A 15,505-nucleotide genomic window follows, 5' to 3' on the forward strand; every position below is an offset into this window, starting at 1 on the left:
TCAAGGAAATCATTGACATGTATTATATGGTGTAAAGTTCATAAAATAATATCGAAATGGAAATGGAGGTAAATTTATGAGTAATAATTCTAAAATGAATAAACAAGGTCAAAATAATTCAGCAATGACTAATTCTGTTAATAATCAAAGCCAACAAAGTGGTAGTATGCAAAATGGAATGAGTAGTGCACAAATTGATTCTAATATTGATGCATATAAAAAATCTCATCAAAATCCAAGTCAAAATTCAATGCAATAAAAGTAAATATGAATAAAAATAAAAGCTCGATTATTTGAGGGCTTTTATTTTTATATTAAAAACTTTAATTTTATGAGAAAATTGCCTAAAAATTTAAGACTTTTTATATTATAGAAAAAAAACTTTACTATGTTATCAACAACAATTAATACAAGGTATTTAAGTAGTAAAAATGTACAAACTAATATTGTAGTGGTGGTAGAACTAAGTATTGGACTTGGCTGTATCAGGACTAAATTTATTTAAATTTTTAGGAGGAGATAGTTATGAAAAAACACTCAAATTGCGAATGTAATACTGAATCTAATCATACTTGTCAATGTGATAAAGTAGAGAGTCATAGCTGTCATTCAGATTGTAGTTGTGCAAGTAGTGGAGCACCAAAATCTGAATATAATAATCAATGGGCATCACCAGCGGGAGTAAAAGCAGAGGTAGAAGAATGCTGTAAAGGAAAGAAAAAAGAAAAAACAGCAACTAATAATCAATGGTGTTAGCAAATGGTTATAACTACGGGTAATAAAAATTTATAAATATAAAAATATTTTAGAAATAAGTACTAGTATAAAGAAAGTATTAAAGTACAAACTATTAATGAAAACAAAGTTAGGAGGGCAAACCAATGGAAAAGTAATATAAATACGATTCAGGAGGTGTCCACCAATGCAAAAATAGTTTTTTAAAATATAAATAGGAGGGTAAACCGATGGGATAAATAAAAAAGAAAAAACTACAGATGTAAATAAATATATCGTTAATATGAGTAATATTAGAGCAAACAATTGGGATATTGATTGTGATACTAATTTGTTAAATGACATAACCGAAGATTATGGATTTCACGAAGATAGAGGAACCATAAAAAATAAAATATAAAAAGAATAAAATGGCGACTCAGTATGTACCTTAATTAAAGAATTCACTGTGTATGAAACCTCAATGACACTCACTATACCTAATGATGGAGATAAATAAAAAAGAGCTATGAATCAACTCATAGCTCTTTTTAAGTATTTTTATTTTAATTTAAAAGAAGATTTTAATGAAACTATTCTGTTAAATACTAATTTTTCATCAGTAGTATATTTAGTATCAATATTAAAGAATCCGTTTCTAACCATTTGGAATTTATCTTGAGGTTTAGCATTTTCTATTGCCGTTGGCTCAATAAATCCTTGTAATACTTCCATAGAATTTGGATTTATTTGCTCTAAGAAGTGCTTTCCTTCATTTCCTTCAGTATCATCTAAGATTAATGGTTCGTATAATCTAAATTCAGCAGGTACACAATTATTTGCATCTACCCAGTGAATAGTACCTTTAACTTTTCTTCCTGTAAAGCCTGAACCACTCTTAGTTTCTGGGTCATAAGTACAGTGAATTTCAGTTACATTACCTTCTTCATCTTTAATTACATCTGTACATGTAACAAAATAAGCGCCCATTAATCTAACTTCATTACCAGGGAATAATCTAAAATATTTTTTTATTGGAACTTCCATAAAGTCTTCTTGTTCTATATATAATTCTCTTGAGAATGGAACAAGTCTCTTTCCAAAAGATTCATCTTTGGCATTATTACTAACTTCAAGCATTTCAGTTTGACCTTCTGGATAGTTAGTTATAACTAGTTTTAAAGGTCTTAGAACTGCCATGGCATTAGGTGCTTTCATTTGTAAATCTTCTCTTACAAAGTAATCAAGCATTTGAGAATCTACAGTAGAATTAGCTTTAGCTACACCAATAGCAGCACAGAAGTTCTTTAATGCTTCAGGCGTACATCCTCTTCTTCTTAATCCAGAGATAGTAGGCATTCTTGGATCATCCCAACCATCAACAATCCCTTCGTCAACTAATTGTTTAAGCTTTCTTTTACTCATAACTGTATTAGTCATGTTTAATCTAGCAAATTCAATTTGTCTAGGTTGCGATTCCATTTCACATTCTTTAACAACCCAATCATATAAAGGTCTATGATCTTCAAATTCTAGAGTACAAATAGAATGAGTTACATGTTCTATAGCATCTTCTAATGGATGAGCAAAGTCATACATAGGATATATACACCATTTATCTCCAGTATTGTGGTGAGTTGCATGAGCAATTCTATAGATAATAGGATCTCTCATATTCATATTAGGAGAGCTCATATCAATCTTAGCTCTTAGGACTTTTTCTCCATCTTTAAATTCACCATTTTTCATTCTTTCAAATAAATCTAAGTTTTCTTCAACAGATCTATTTCTATAAGGGCTTTCTTTACCAGGTTCAGTTAAAGTACCTCTATATTCTTTAGCTTCTTCTGGAGTTAAATCACAAACATAAGCTAATCCCTTTTTTATTAAAAGAACAGCTCTGTTATACATTTCATCAAAATAATCTGATGCAAAATAAAGTTCATCCCAGTTTCCACCAAGCCATTTAACATCTTCTTTTATTGATTCAACATATTCAGTATCTTCCTTTACTGGATTTGTATCATCAAATCTAAGATGAGTTTTACCTTTAAATTCCTCAGCTAACCCAAAGTTTAAAAGAATAGATTTTGCATGACCAATGTGTAAATAACCATTTGGTTCTGGTGGGAAACGAGTTATTATTTCTTTATGTTTTCCACTTTCTAAATCATCTACTATTATATTTCTTATAAAATTAGAAGAATTAATTTCAGTTGACATATCGTACCTCTCCTACTTATTAATATTTAAGTTGATTTATTTATTTAAAATTATTATTACTTAAAGCTAATAATAAAATTAATTCTTAAATAAAATAACTTTAACTTATATTTTGACTATTACTAATAATTTTAATCTAATATAAGTAAAAAATAAAGTAACTTATATAAAAAGTTAGGCTTTTACGTGAGAAAAAAGCTATTATATTGGCGATTCTATTTAAAATTGTTGATATATAAGAATAAAAATGGATATTAATCTAAATAATATTATTTGAAATATAATTTTTATAAAAGGCTTTTGAAGAAGGTTCATTTTTAAACAATTTATTTTTAGGAGGATTTTATATGACTAATTTAATATGCAATGTTCATAATTGTACTCATAATTCAAGTAATATGTGTTGTAAAGATGGAATACAAGTAGGTGGAAAAAGTGCAGTTAGTTCAGTTAATACTTGTTGTGAAAGTTTTGAAGAAAAGACAGGAGCTTTTACAAATAGTATAGAATCACCAAAATTCTCATTAAACATTACCTGTGAAGCTGAAAATTGTACATATAATAACTGTAAAATGTGTGAAGCTGAAGATATAAGTATAGAAGGCGGAGCAGCAACTTCTCAAACAGGAACAGAATGTGCTAGTTTTGTACCAAGGCTTTAATTAAAAATAGAAAATGACAAATTAAATTTTATATTTAATTTGTCATTTTAACTATATTTACAATAATTATACAGTAAAATAAAATTATTATAATAAGTTTAAATAAAATAATTAGCTTTTAAAATATAAAGGGTGAATATAAAATTTTATAAATTGGGGGGAAAACGATGAATATAGCGTTAATAGGATTTGGGAGAGTGGGACAAGCATTAATAGAACTTTTTATAACTAAGAAAAAGTATATTTTTGATAAATATAATTTAAAAATTAATGTGAAGTGTATAATTAAAAGCAATGGTGGGCTTTATAGTGAAACTGGAATAGATTTAGAGGAACTTATGAGTTTTATAAAGAAAAACGAAGTTTGTAAACATAAGTTATGGCATAATGAAATAAAAGTTGAATCAATGATTAAAAATGCAAATATAGATACATTAATTGAGTTAACACCAACTAATATAGTAGATGGAGAACCTGCATTAACTTATATAAGAAATGCATTAGAAAATAAGAAAAATGTAATTACAGGAAATAAGGGGCCAATAGTATTAAAATATAAGGAATTGAAAGCTATAGCTGACAATAATGGAGTTAAGCTAAAGATAGGATGCACAACAGGTGGAGCATTACCTTCTATTTCTGGAGGAATATATGATGTTGCAGGAAGTGAAATTAAATCTATTGAAGGAATATTAAATGGAACTACCAATTATATATTAACTAAAATGACTAATGATGAGGTAACGTACGAAAAAGCTTTAAAAGAAGCACAAGAAGAAGGAATTGTAGAATCTAATCCTAGTCTTGATGTATTAGGCTATGATACAGCAAGTAAAATAATAATATTATCTAATGTGTTAATGAATACAGATATTAAGCTTAGTGATTTAAAAATACAAGGAATAACAGATATTAAATTAGAGGATTTAAAATTAGAGAAAAGTAAGAATAAAAAAGTAAAATTAATAGGGAAGATAGAAAAGAATAATGATGAGGTTATTGCATATATAAAACCAATGCAAATAGATGAAAGCCATCCTTTATATTCTGTTGATTATAAAAATAAGGGAGTTTATTATAAAACAGATACATTAGGAGATATAAGTATAATTGGAGGAGCTTCAGGAACAATGAATGCAGCAGCTTCAATATTGAGAGATATAATATTACTTAAAGAATATTAAACTAAAATAAGGGTAGATAATAAGTTAATAGAAGCAGTATTAAAAGTAATTATTTATAGATTATATATGTGAAATTTAAAATATAGAAAGTGAGTATATGATAGAATTTATGGATAAAAATATTTTAAGAAGAGAAGCTATAAATAAACGGAATGAATTATCCTTGGAAATTAAAAGCAAGTATGATAATTTAATTTTAAAAAAAGTAATTGATAGTGATATTTACAAAAATTCAGAGAGCATATTTATTTATGTAAGTTTTGGGTCAGAGGTTGACACTAAAGAAATAATAAATTATGCTTTGATGGATAATAAAAAGATATATGTGCCTAAGACAGATAAAAGTAAGAAGGAAATGAAGGCAATAAGAATTCACAGTTTAGATAAGATGATTGTGGATAAGTGGGGTATACTTGAACCAATAGATGTGGATAAAAATAAATTTGGTGAAAAATTTGATTTGATAATAATGCCAGGAGTAGTTTTTGATAGAAGTGGGAATAGGATTGGTTATGGTGGAGGATACTATGATAAATATATTTCAGCTATTAAATGTAAAAGTGTAAAATTAGCATTAGCATATGATTTTCAAGTTATAAATAAAATTGAAAGTGAAGAGCATGATATTAATGTAGATTGTATAATTACAAATGATAAATTTATCTATATAAAATAAAATTTAGAAAAGTATTGAAAATATATTCCATAAGTGTATAATAAAGATAATAAATTGAATAAAAAGAACTTTTATTAAGAATGGTGGAGGGACTGGCCCTGAGAAACCTAGCAACCTATTAATAGTTAGAATTTAGAGAAGATTTTTATCTATTAAGTTTAACTATAAATTGTTAATTATTAATGTGGTGCTAAATCCTGCAGGTTTTTACCTGAGAAATGAGAGTATATATTAATAAATTAGCTTATTGAGCTATTTCTCATTATCTATAAAGGATAATAAGAAATAGCTTTTTTGTTATAAAAATTTAAATTAATAAAAAGGGGGCTTTATTTATGTCAAATAATTTAGGAAAAGGAACAGTAGGAATTCATGGTGGATATTCGCCAAAATCAGGTGAACCTAGGGTTTTACCAATTTATCAAAGTGCAACTTATAAGTATGATGATCCAGATACATTAGAAGCATTATTTGCTTTAAAAGCAGATGGACATTTATATAGCAGAATTTCTAATCCAACAGTTGGGGCGTTGGAAGAAAAGTATGCAAAGTTAGAAGGTGGAGTTGGAGCGGTTGCAACAGCTTCAGGTCAATCAGCAATTCTTTATGCAGTTTTAAATGTTTGTAAATCTGGGGATCATTTAATTTCTGTAACTTCTTTATATGGCGGAACAGTTAATTTATTTACAGTACATTTAAAAAATTTGGGCATAGAAGTTACATTTGTTGAGCCAGATGCATCTGAAGAAGAAATTTTATCTAAAGTTAGACCAAATACAAAAGCAATATATGGAGAAACAATAGGGAATCCAGGTTTAAATGTTTTAGATTTTAATAAGTTTTCCAGTGTAGCTAAGAAAATTAAAGTTCCATTTATAGTTGATAATACAGTAGCAACACCATATCTTTGCAATCCATTTGAACATGGAGCAAATATTGTTGTTCATTCAACAACTAAGTATTCAGAGGGGCATGCTCAAACTATTGGAGGAATAGTTGTTGATGGTGGAAATTTCGATTGGACAAATAAAAAATTTAGTGCTTTTACAACACCAGATCCAAGCTATCATGGAATTAAATATGTTGAAAGTTTTGGAAAAGCAGCATATATAGTTAAGCTTAGAGTAACATTATTAAGAGATTTAGGAGCATGCATGAGTCCATTTAATGCTTATTTAACTAATTTAGGATTAGAAACTTTACATTTAAGAATGGAAAGACATTCTAAAAATGCTTTAGAAATTGCACAGTGGTTAACAACTCAAGAAAAAGTTTCATGGGTTAATTATCCATTACTTGAAGGAAGTAAAACTTATGATTTAGCAAAGAAATATCTAAAAGGTGGAGCAAGTGGTATTTTAACATTTGGTATAAAAGGTGGAATAGAGAATGCTAAAGAATTTAGTAGAAAGTTAAATTTAATAGCATTAGCAGTAACTTTAGGAGACTCAAGAAGTTGTCTTTTACATCCAGCAACTACAAGTCATAGTCAACTAAATGAGCAAGAGTTGTTAGCTAGTGGTGTTACACCAGATTTGCTAAGACTTTCTGTTGGAATAGAAGATAGTAAGGATTTAATAAATGATATTAAAGAAGCATTAGAAGCTATATAAGAATTAATAGGAGGAAGAATAATGACTAAGGTAGCTATTATGGGATATGGGGTAGTTGGTAGTGGGTTAATAGAGCTAATAGATAAAAATAGAGAAAAGAATGATAATGAAGTTGTCATTACTAGTATATTAGTTAGAAATAAAGAAAAACATAAAAATTGTAGTCATTATGAGGTTATTACAACAGATTCAGAAGAGTTATTTTCAAAAGAGAGTGATATTGTAATTGAAGTAATGGGTGGTATTCATCCAGCTTATGAATATGTTAAAAGAGCATTAACTTTAAAAAAACATGTTATTACAGCTAATAAAGACTTAATAGCGACCTTTGGTCAAGAGTTATTTAATATAGCTAAAGAAAACTCAGTTTCATTAAAATTTGAAGCTGCAGTTGCAGGAGGAATTCCTATAATAAAAGCATTAACTGAAAGTCTTTGTGGCAATAAGGTAAATGCTATAAAGGCAATTTTAAATGGAACTACTAATTTTATTTTAACTAAGATGGGGTCTGAAAAGTTATCTTATGATGAGGCATTAAAGGAGGCACAAAAACTAGGTTTTGCAGAAGCTAATCCAGAAGCAGATGTTGAAGGATATGATGCAGCTAGAAAGTTAGCAATATTGTCTAGCTTAGCTTTTGATAAGAGTTTTAAATGGGAAGATATCAATATAAATGGAATTACTGAAATAGATAGCAATGATTTTAAATATGCAAAAAAATTTAATTGTAAAATTAAATTAGTTGCAGAAGCAGTAAAGTGTAGGAATAAAATATATACTTCAGTAAAACCAGTTTTAGTAGATGAAGATAGTATATTGGCTAAAATCGATAATGAAGTTAATGGAGTAATTTTAAATGGGGATGAAATTGGGGAATTAATATTTATAGGAAAAGGGGCTGGAAAGTTACCAACAGGAAGTTCAGTTTATAGTGATTTAAATGATATTATAAATTGTAGATTTTCTGATATAGGTAGCTTTAATAAAGAAAAAGCAGAAATGATTAATTATGCACATAAAACTTGTAATTCTATTTTAAGAATAAGAACATCTGATAAGGATGAGGTTGTAAGTAGATGTAGAGATATTTTCAATAATATAAAGATTATTGATAAAAGTTTAAAAGATGAAGTTGTATTATATATTGAGTGCACATCAGAAGCATATGTCCAAAAGTTTATTGAAACTATAAAAGATGAAATTTATTATAAAGGTTGTAAAAAATTAATATTTATCTAAGTATTAAGATAGAGAGGATTTAAGCCTCTCTATAAAATTTAAAAAATAATGATAATGATAATTATTATCATTTACAAAAAGAAAAAAGTATGCTATATTGAATTTAAGGCTTAAGTACTGCCGGAAATAATTTTAGGAGATGATACTATGGCGAAGATGATGGGACCAAGATTTAAGCAGTGTAGAAGACTTGGCTTAAATGTTTGTGGTCATCCAAAAGCGATGAATAGAGCGACTAAAGGTACTGCAAGAAGTGATAAAAAGCTTTCAGACTATGGTACTCAATTATTAGAAAAACAAAGATTAAGAGCGTATTATGGAGTTATGGAAAAGCAATTTGCTAACTATTTCAAGAAAGCATCTAAATCTAAAGATTTAACAGGATATGCTTTAATTAAATTACTAGAGTGCAGACTAGATAATTTAGTTTATAGATTAGGATTTGCAAACTCAATAAGACAAGCACGTCAAATGGTTGTACATGGACATATATTAGTTAATGGACAAAAGATTGATATACCATCATATCAAGTTTCTGTTGGTGATGAAATTAAACTAAGAGAGAAATCTCAAAAAAATGAAATGTTCAAAGAAAACTTTGAAGCTAACATACTAAATGTGTTACCTTACTTAAGTAAGAATGAAGGTAACTTTTCTGGAATATTAGAAAGATATCCAGAGAGAGCAGAAGTACCAATAGAAATTAACGAAGTTTTAGTTGTAGAGTACTATTCTAAAAATTAGTTAAAGTATCTTTGTTGTAAGAAATAGCTATCCTAGAGTTATATCTTGGGCCATTTATAAAGCCACTGTTGAATTTAATAACGTTGTGTAAAAGAAAAAGACAATGTAATGTGCAGATTACATTGTCTTTTTCTTTTTAGTTTAAAAAATAATAAATTTTTAATTAATAAAGTTCACCATTTCCTTCACCTTTAGCTAAAGCTCTAATTCTTTTAGGTAATATAGGGTGAGTACTTACTAAATTATTGCACCACACAAAAAAACCTTTTATGTCTTTACTATTTTCAATATAATCATAAACATCAATTTTTTTATATAGGTGCTTTCCAGCAAATAAAGAAAACATAGCTTCAATTCCACTAGTTTCAGTAACTTTTTGAGCTAATCTATCACAACTGTATTCTCTTGCTCTTGAAGCTGTAGGTCCTATTATAGGAATTAAACTTGAAAATAAAATAAATATGTTGTAGGAAAAAGTTGCATGTTTATATTTAATGTGAGCTAATTCATGAGCAATAATAAAGTTAAGGGAATCTAAATCATGATATTCTCTATAAGCTATTTCAAATAAGTCACTATTAATTTCTATATATTGTTTATTTATTATAAAAGCAGAAAATGCATTCATAATACCATTTTGTTGAATTAAAAGTGCTTCTGGAACTTTTTTAAGTCCTAATTTATATGAGTATTCCTGTATTTTATAATAAACTTCAGGAAAATTATTTTCAGTAATTTTTATAGCTCTAGATTTATATTTTGCATAATAAAGGTTTACTCCAAATGGAAAACAAATCAAAACTACTAATCCTGTTATTAGTAACTGTAACTCAGTAGGAAAGTTGTTAAGTATTGATGAAGGTGAAAACACAATAGTAGCATATGAAGACATATCAGCAAAAGAATCTGTTAGTGTTTTTTGTAGAGTATTATAATTATGAATGTTAATGATACAAATTACTATAACAGAAAATATTATTAATAAATTAATAAATACTAAAAACAAGTACCATTTTTTTTCAGACTCATGTCTACAATTTTCTATTTCTTCTTTTGTTAATTGTATATAACTATTTTCATTAAAACTCAAATTAAATCAATCCTCTATTCTTTAATAATATTTATATATTAAGGATATACATAATATTAGTTTTTTATGTTACTTTGAAAATTATGTTAAAATTTGTGTAATTTAATTAAAAAAATAAGATATATCAAAAATTATTTGATATATCTTATTTAACTTTAATCTTATCTTTCTTTATTAGCTATTTCAGTAGTAATTCTATCTACAAATGCATCTAAAGCCATTGCACCTTCATCATCATTCTTTCTACTTCTTACAGAAACTTCATTGTTTGCAGCTTCCTTTTCACCAACAACTAGGATATAAGGAACTCTTTCAAGTCTAGCTTCTCTAATCTTATAACCAATTTTTTCAGTTCTGTGGTCAACTTCAACTCTAACACCATTTCTTCTTAAAGTGCTAACTACTTCATCAGCATATTCAGCATATTTATCTGAAAGTGGAAGAACTTTAGCTTGAACTGGAGACATCCAAGTTGGGAAAGCACCAGCATATTTTTCTATTAAAGTAGCAATTGTTCTTTCATAACATCCAATTGATGATCTATGAATAACGAATGGTATTTTCTTTTCACCATCTTTATCAATATAGCTCATACCAAGTCTTTCACCTAAGGCAAAGTCGATTTGAACTGTAATTATTGTATCTTCTTTTCCATGAACGTTTTTAGATTGAATATCAAGCTTTGGTCCATAGAATGCTGCTTCGCCTTCAGCTTCAACGTAATCTATATTTAAGTGATCTAGTATAGTTCTCATTTGATTTTGAGTAGCTTCCCAAGCTTCTGGGTTATTTATATACTTTTCAGTATCTTTTGGATCCCATTTAGAGAATCTATAAGAGATGTCTTCAGCTATTCCTAAAGTTTCCATAACGTAGTTTATTAAATCAATTACTTCTCTAAACTCAGATTCAACTTGCTCTGGAGTACAGATTATATGACCTTCTGATAAAGTGAATTGTCTAACTCTAGTAAGACCGTGCATTTCTCCAGAAGCTTCTTTTCTAAATAGAGTAGAAGTTTCTGCATATCTTATTGGAAGATCTCTATAGCTGTGTTGCTCTGCATTATACACAGTGAATTGGAATGGACAAGTCATTGGTCTTAAAGCCATAACTTCAGTGTCCTTTTCTTCATCTCCTAATACAAACATACCATCTTTATAGTGGCTCCAGTGACCAGAAGCTACAAATAAGTCATTTTTAGACATAAATGGAGTCTTAGTTAAAACATATCCTCTTTTTTCTTCTTCATCTTCAATCCATCTTTGAAGAGTTTGGAATAACTTAGCTCCCTTAGGCATGAATAGAGGAAGTCCTTGACCTACTTTTTCATCAGTAGTGAAAATTCCAAGTTCTCTACCTAATTTATTATGATCTCTCTTTTTAGCTTCTTCTAAGGCTTCTAAATAAGCATCTAAATCGGCTTTCTTTAAGAATGCTGTTCCATATATTCTAGAAAGCATTTTGTTCTTTTCGTCGCCTTTCCAGTAAGCACCAGCAGTTCTTAGAAGTTTAATTGCTTTAATGTTCTTTAATGATAGTACATGAGGTCCTGCACAAAGATCTGTAAAATCACCCATCTTATAGAATGAAATTATTTCATCTTCACCTAAATCATTTATTAATTCAACCTTATAAGGTTCATCTTTCATAAGCTCTACAGCTTCACTTCTTGGAAGTTCAAATTTTTCAATTTGAGGATTTTCTTTTATTATTTTTTTCATTTCAGCTTCGATTTTATCTAAATCTTCAGCAGTGAAGGCTTTTTCTACATCAAAGTCATAGTAGAATCCATTAGCAATAGCTGGTCCTATAGCAATTTTAGCATTTGGATATAATCTTTTAACGGCAGCAGCAAGTACATGAGATATACTGTGTCTTACAGCATCTTTTCCTTCTTCAGTATCAAAAGTACAGATTTCAAGCTCGCAATCTTCATTTAAGATTGTTCTTAAGTCAACAACCTTTCCATTAATTTTTCCACAGTAAGCAGCTCTAGCTAAACCTTCACTTATAGACTTAGCAGCGTCTAAAACTGATGAACCATTTTCAACTTCTCTAACTGATCCATCTTTTAAAGTAATTTTAATCATTAAAAAAATCTCCCTTCGTTTATTTTGTTTATATTTTTGGTAGAAATAAATAACAGCACAAGGGCTGATTAATTGTATAAAAAAAGCCCTACGTCACTTTTCTTATACAAAAATAGTATAGAAAAGGGACGAGAGCATTACATTCCCGCGGTTCCACCCTTAATTGCCTAAAAAGGCCACTTAAGAATCATCGTAACGTGATGAAACGGACTGGATTAGAGTCTCTCAGAGGTAGTCTTCAATTAATTTCATTTAAAAATACTTACAGCCAGGGTATTTTCTCTCTTGAAATGAAGGTTTAATTTACTCGTCTCTTCATAGAGTTAACAATATGAAATAACTTTTATACTATAAAAAGTTATAAATCTTATATAGTTTTAAATAATAAAGTGTAAATATTAATTATAATTTAAATCTATCAGTGAAATAAAAATTTAATATTTATCTTTATAAATTTTCTTAAGAATAATTATAAATATCTATATGATTTATGTCAATAAAGGGTTCTGCTTTTTTATAAAACCTAATTTAGGTTATTAATTAGTTAATAGTATTGATAGATATAAACATAAACTATAAAACAAACTTATTAATTTGAAATTTTATTTTAATATTTTGAATAAAATAGGTAATAGATATATTATTTTACAGTACCATTATATTAAGCCAAAGATAAACAGTACCTAAAAATATATTTTTAATAAAAAAATAAATATGTATATAAATAATGAATATTAAGTAAAGTTTAAGAATATAATTTATTAAATTAAAGGTTAGGGGAATGGTGATATAAATGTATGATGGAGAAATAAGCGTTTATGATTGGTTAAATTTTTTTGAAAGTAAATCTAATCATTGGATTTTTAGATATTGGCGTAGCAATAAGGAGAAATTTTTTGAGAGATTTATGATAGTGGGGAACAAAGAATTATTTATCGTTGCAGACAAACAAAAGGGATGTACTTATGATTTTAAAAAGCCGAATTTAGGTTTTAATATTAGATTCAATTTAGAAGGTGTATAAAATATAATTTAAATAAAATTACAATTATGTAGTGAAGTGTAAAAATGTAAATGTTATAATATATATAAAAGTGTAAATGCAGATGTGGCGAAATTGGCAGACGCACTAGACTTAGGATCTAGCGCCATTGGCGTATGGGTTCGACTCCCTTCATCTGCACCATTTTATAAATAAAAATTTAAATAGCTGAATAAAAAAATATAAAAAAATATAAAAAAGTGTATTGACAAGCTATAAAGTGTTTTATATAATCGTTAATGTAAGATGTCTGAGAAATTCAGATAAAAATATATGCGGGTATCGTATATCGGTAATACTCCAGCCTTCCAAGCTGGAAAGGTGGGTTCGATTCCCACTACCCGCTCCATGATAAAGACGTTGTAATTATACAACGTCTTTTATTTTTATTTAAACAAGTTTTTATATAAATAAAAAAACCACCAAAGATTATTATATTAAGTCTTGGTGGATATTTGTTAAAGTTGTTCTATTAATAAATCTAAAGCTAATTCTTCTAAAATATCTACATTATATTTTACACATCCCATTAATGTAAATATTATATCTTCTTTCTTGTATCCTTCTTTATATCTTTTTAAATTCTTTAGTAATCTCTTTAAAGATCCATTGTGAAGACCTAAAATTTGAGATATTTCTTTAGGTGAATAATATTTTTTAGGAAGAATATTGTACAACTTAGTTTGCATCTCTATCTTATATTGTAAATCAACAAAAATATTTTGATGTGGCCCATCTTTTCCGCGATGATGAAAAGCACATAAATACTTATAGTTTATATCTATATCAAAACCGCCCTCGCTTCTGTGAACTATATGATGAACATCAGCTTCTTTACCACATATTTCGCACGTGTACAAATAATTGCCCCCTTTAAATTTTATACTTATATTATAGAATGATTTTTTTGAATTTTCAAATTAACTGTCTGTTAAAAGTTATATTGATTATAAATGTTATAAAGTGGTAATATTAAATTATAATATATTATATTAAAAATTATGAAGAAAGGTGATAATTGTGAGGCAAAATTATAATTCTTTTGAATATTGGGAAAGTCTTATTATCAAAAATAAAACCATTAGAGGTCATATGCTGATGGATAAAACGCCTACAGATAAGAGCCTTTATATCCATACTTTAATATTTTCTAAAGGAAATGGATTAAACAATGTATGGAGTTATTTTCCAAATGTTAATGCTTTAATAGGATATATTCAATATTCATTTTTACAAGAGGCATTTTATATTTGGATTAATGGCAAGAAAGGAACAGTTTCTTATATTCCAGTAAAACCGGTAGAGGAAATAATAAATGAAGGTGAACGTTCTAAAAAAATAACTAAATTAGAGGCTGAAAATATGAGAAAGCATGTGAAAATGATAAAACATTGCTGGGAATTACCTAAAAATAAAGTGAGTCAGGAACTAAAAAGATTTGTTAGAGATTTTAATAGAACTTGGTATGGTGATAGTAGAGAATTTTTATATTTAAAAATATTTGATACTGCAGAAGAACTAGGTAATTTTGTAATAGAATCTAATTATATGACTACTAGTGAAGAAGAATTTAAAAATAAGACTAGTGAAGATATAAGTACATGGAATGAAATATGTATAAAGGCCACAACAGATAAGGAATGTGGAGAAAAATTTAGAAATATATTGCAAAAGAATCTTACAGAAGTAATATAAGTTAAAATTATATTCTTGACATCATAATATCTATAATAGTATAATTATAGATGTCAAGAATATGCGGGTATCGTATATCGGTAATACTCCAGCCTTCCAAGCTGGAAAGGTGGGTTCGATTCCCACTACCCGCTCCATATAAGCGCTATTAGCTCAGTTGGTAGAGCACCTGACTCTTAATCAGGGTGTCCCCGGTTCGAACCCGTGATGGCGCACCAAAAAAGAAGTAACTTTAGTTACTTCTTTTTTTATAAGTATACTATTTGAAGTGGTATTTTATTGAATTATTAAAGGAAAAGTTGTTTGATAAAATATAAAAAATAAGGAAAATAATTTATTAAAAATTCTTTCCAGTTGACATAAATTTATTAAGTTGTTAAAATTGAACCTGTAAAATAAAATATCTTATCAAGAGCGGTGGAGGGACTGGCCCTATGAAGCCCGGCAACCTATTAACAGTTAGAGGTTAGTAGTTAGAAGTTAGTAGTTTATAATTAAGAGTATTAATAGTCTTAATTATTGTATATTAA

At 27.8% G+C, this 15,505-nt stretch carries 14 protein-coding genes, 4 tRNA genes, 1 riboswitch and 1 other annotated feature; of the genes, 14 read left to right on the forward strand and 4 right to left on the reverse strand.

Translation table 11 applies throughout. From position 1 onward, the window contains the following. Positions 1-76: 76 nt before the first annotated feature. Complete coding sequence (locus LPC13_RS06340; RefSeq protein WP_005211090.1) at positions 77-259, forward strand: hypothetical protein; 183 nt, start codon at positions 77-79, stop codon at positions 257-259. A 266-nt stretch (positions 260-525) separates the two neighbouring features. Further along, positions 526-756 carry a hypothetical protein gene (locus LPC13_RS06345; RefSeq protein ID WP_005211087.1) on the forward strand — a complete coding sequence of 77 codons (231 nt, stop codon included), beginning with the start codon at positions 526-528 and terminating at the stop codon, positions 754-756. Positions 757-1,275: 519 nt separating this feature from the next. Here LPC13_RS06345 and LPC13_RS06350 read toward each other — a convergent pair. After that, positions 1,276-2,937, reverse strand: coding sequence for a glutamine--tRNA ligase/YqeY domain fusion protein (locus LPC13_RS06350; protein ID WP_005211085.1), 1,662 nt, complete (start codon positions 2,935-2,937; stop codon positions 1,276-1,278). Between the two features lie 347 nt (positions 2,938-3,284). On the opposite strand from LPC13_RS06350, the gene LPC13_RS06355 reads away from it, so the two are divergent. The 6 genes from LPC13_RS06355 to rpsD all read left to right on the forward strand — a co-directional run bounded on the left by LPC13_RS06355 (position 3,285) and on the right by rpsD (position 9,055). Then, positions 3,285-3,599, forward strand: a complete 315-nt coding sequence (locus LPC13_RS06355; RefSeq protein ID WP_040418710.1) for a DUF1540 domain-containing protein — start codon at positions 3,285-3,287, stop codon at positions 3,597-3,599. Positions 3,600-3,766: 167 nt separating this feature from the next. Then, positions 3,767-4,783: a homoserine dehydrogenase gene (locus LPC13_RS06360; protein ID WP_005211082.1), complete on the forward strand. Its 1,017-nt coding sequence runs from the start codon at positions 3,767-3,769 to the stop codon at positions 4,781-4,783. 97 nt (positions 4,784-4,880) lie between these two features. Continuing rightward, entirely contained in the window at positions 4,881-5,459 is a 579-nt protein-coding gene (locus LPC13_RS06365) for a 5-formyltetrahydrofolate cyclo-ligase (protein WP_005211080.1), read from the forward strand. A gap of 68 nt (positions 5,460-5,527) precedes the next feature. Next, a riboswitch (SAM riboswitch) is annotated at positions 5,528-5,684 on the forward strand. Between the two features lie 110 nt (positions 5,685-5,794). Beyond that, on the forward strand, positions 5,795-7,072 hold the full coding sequence (locus tag LPC13_RS06370; protein WP_005211079.1) for an O-acetylhomoserine aminocarboxypropyltransferase/cysteine synthase family protein: 1,278 nt from the start codon (positions 5,795-5,797) through the stop codon (positions 7,070-7,072). A 21-nt stretch (positions 7,073-7,093) separates the two neighbouring features. Further along, positions 7,094-8,311, forward strand: a complete 1,218-nt coding sequence (locus LPC13_RS06375) for a homoserine dehydrogenase (protein ID WP_005211077.1) — start codon at positions 7,094-7,096, stop codon at positions 8,309-8,311. Positions 8,312-8,458: 147 nt separating this feature from the next. Next, on the forward strand, positions 8,459-9,055 hold the full coding sequence (gene rpsD, locus LPC13_RS06380; RefSeq protein WP_005211075.1) for a 30S ribosomal protein S4: 597 nt from the start codon (positions 8,459-8,461) through the stop codon (positions 9,053-9,055). A gap of 163 nt (positions 9,056-9,218) precedes the next feature. Here rpsD and LPC13_RS06385 read toward each other — a convergent pair whose 3' ends face one another. Together LPC13_RS06385 and thrS are read right to left on the reverse strand one after the other, a co-directional pair. After that, positions 9,219-10,145, reverse strand: a complete 927-nt coding sequence (locus tag LPC13_RS06385; protein ID WP_005211074.1) for a M48 family metallopeptidase — start codon at positions 10,143-10,145, stop codon at positions 9,219-9,221. A 161-nt stretch (positions 10,146-10,306) separates the two neighbouring features. After that, positions 10,307-12,238 (reverse strand): threonine--tRNA ligase, encoded by a 1,932-nt coding sequence (gene thrS, locus LPC13_RS06390; RefSeq protein ID WP_005211073.1) that lies wholly within the window; start codon positions 12,236-12,238, stop codon positions 10,307-10,309. Positions 12,239-12,359: 121 nt separating this feature from the next. Next, positions 12,360-12,566, reverse strand: a binding site (T-box leader). Positions 12,567-13,031: 465 nt separating this feature from the next. Between thrS and LPC13_RS06395 the strand changes: the two genes are divergently transcribed. The 3 genes from LPC13_RS06395 (at position 13,032) to LPC13_RS06405 (ending at position 13,629) form a co-directional block, all read left to right on the forward strand. After that, positions 13,032-13,262, forward strand: a complete 231-nt coding sequence (locus LPC13_RS06395) for a hypothetical protein (protein WP_005211072.1) — start codon at positions 13,032-13,034, stop codon at positions 13,260-13,262. Between the two features lie 78 nt (positions 13,263-13,340). Next, positions 13,341-13,424, forward strand: a tRNA-Leu gene (locus LPC13_RS06400). 131 nt (positions 13,425-13,555) lie between these two features. Next, positions 13,556-13,629: transfer RNA gene (locus tag LPC13_RS06405), tRNA-Gly, on the forward strand. A 109-nt stretch (positions 13,630-13,738) separates the two neighbouring features. On the opposite strand, the gene LPC13_RS06410 is transcribed toward LPC13_RS06405, so the two are convergent. Then, positions 13,739-14,140 carry an HNH endonuclease gene (locus LPC13_RS06410; protein WP_005211071.1) on the reverse strand — a complete coding sequence of 134 codons (402 nt, stop codon included), beginning with the start codon at positions 14,138-14,140 and terminating at the stop codon, positions 13,739-13,741. Between the two features lie 160 nt (positions 14,141-14,300). On the opposite strand from LPC13_RS06410, the gene LPC13_RS06415 reads away from it, so the two are divergent. From LPC13_RS06415 to LPC13_RS06425, 3 genes are all read left to right on the forward strand, one after another. Then, positions 14,301-14,975 (forward strand): hypothetical protein, encoded by a 675-nt coding sequence (locus tag LPC13_RS06415; RefSeq protein WP_040418706.1) that lies wholly within the window; start codon positions 14,301-14,303, stop codon positions 14,973-14,975. A gap of 63 nt (positions 14,976-15,038) precedes the next feature. Further along, positions 15,039-15,112 (forward strand) — tRNA-Gly (locus LPC13_RS06420). Positions 15,113-15,117: 5 nt separating this feature from the next. Beyond that, positions 15,118-15,193, forward strand: a tRNA-Lys gene (locus tag LPC13_RS06425). Positions 15,194-15,505: the final 312 nt, after the last annotated feature.

This window comes from Clostridium celatum (assembly GCF_021412605.1).
Classification (GTDB): domain Bacteria; phylum Bacillota; class Clostridia; order Clostridiales; family Clostridiaceae; genus Clostridium; species Clostridium celatum.

Coding starts and splice junctions, on each gene's coding strand:
- LPC13_RS06355 (WP_040418710.1), top strand. CDS start 3,285: ATGACTAATTTAATATGCAATGTTCATAATTGTACTCATAATTCAAGT.
- LPC13_RS06360 (WP_005211082.1), top strand. CDS start 3,767: ATGAATATAGCGTTAATAGGATTTGGGAGAGTGGGACAAGCATTAATA.
- LPC13_RS06365 (WP_005211080.1), top strand. CDS start 4,881: ATGATAGAATTTATGGATAAAAATATTTTAAGAAGAGAAGCTATAAAT.
- LPC13_RS06350 (WP_005211085.1), bottom strand. CDS start 2,937: ATGTCAACTGAAATTAATTCTTCTAATTTTATAAGAAATATAATAGTA.
- LPC13_RS06375 (WP_005211077.1), top strand. CDS start 7,094: ATGACTAAGGTAGCTATTATGGGATATGGGGTAGTTGGTAGTGGGTTA.
- LPC13_RS06340 (WP_005211090.1), top strand. CDS start 77: ATGAGTAATAATTCTAAAATGAATAAACAAGGTCAAAATAATTCAGCA.
- thrS (WP_005211073.1), bottom strand. CDS start 12,238: ATGATTAAAATTACTTTAAAAGATGGATCAGTTAGAGAAGTTGAAAAT.
- LPC13_RS06395 (WP_005211072.1), top strand. CDS start 13,032: ATGTATGATGGAGAAATAAGCGTTTATGATTGGTTAAATTTTTTTGAA.
- LPC13_RS06345 (WP_005211087.1), top strand. CDS start 526: ATGAAAAAACACTCAAATTGCGAATGTAATACTGAATCTAATCATACT.
- LPC13_RS06370 (WP_005211079.1), top strand. CDS start 5,795: ATGTCAAATAATTTAGGAAAAGGAACAGTAGGAATTCATGGTGGATAT.
- rpsD (WP_005211075.1), top strand. CDS start 8,459: ATGGCGAAGATGATGGGACCAAGATTTAAGCAGTGTAGAAGACTTGGC.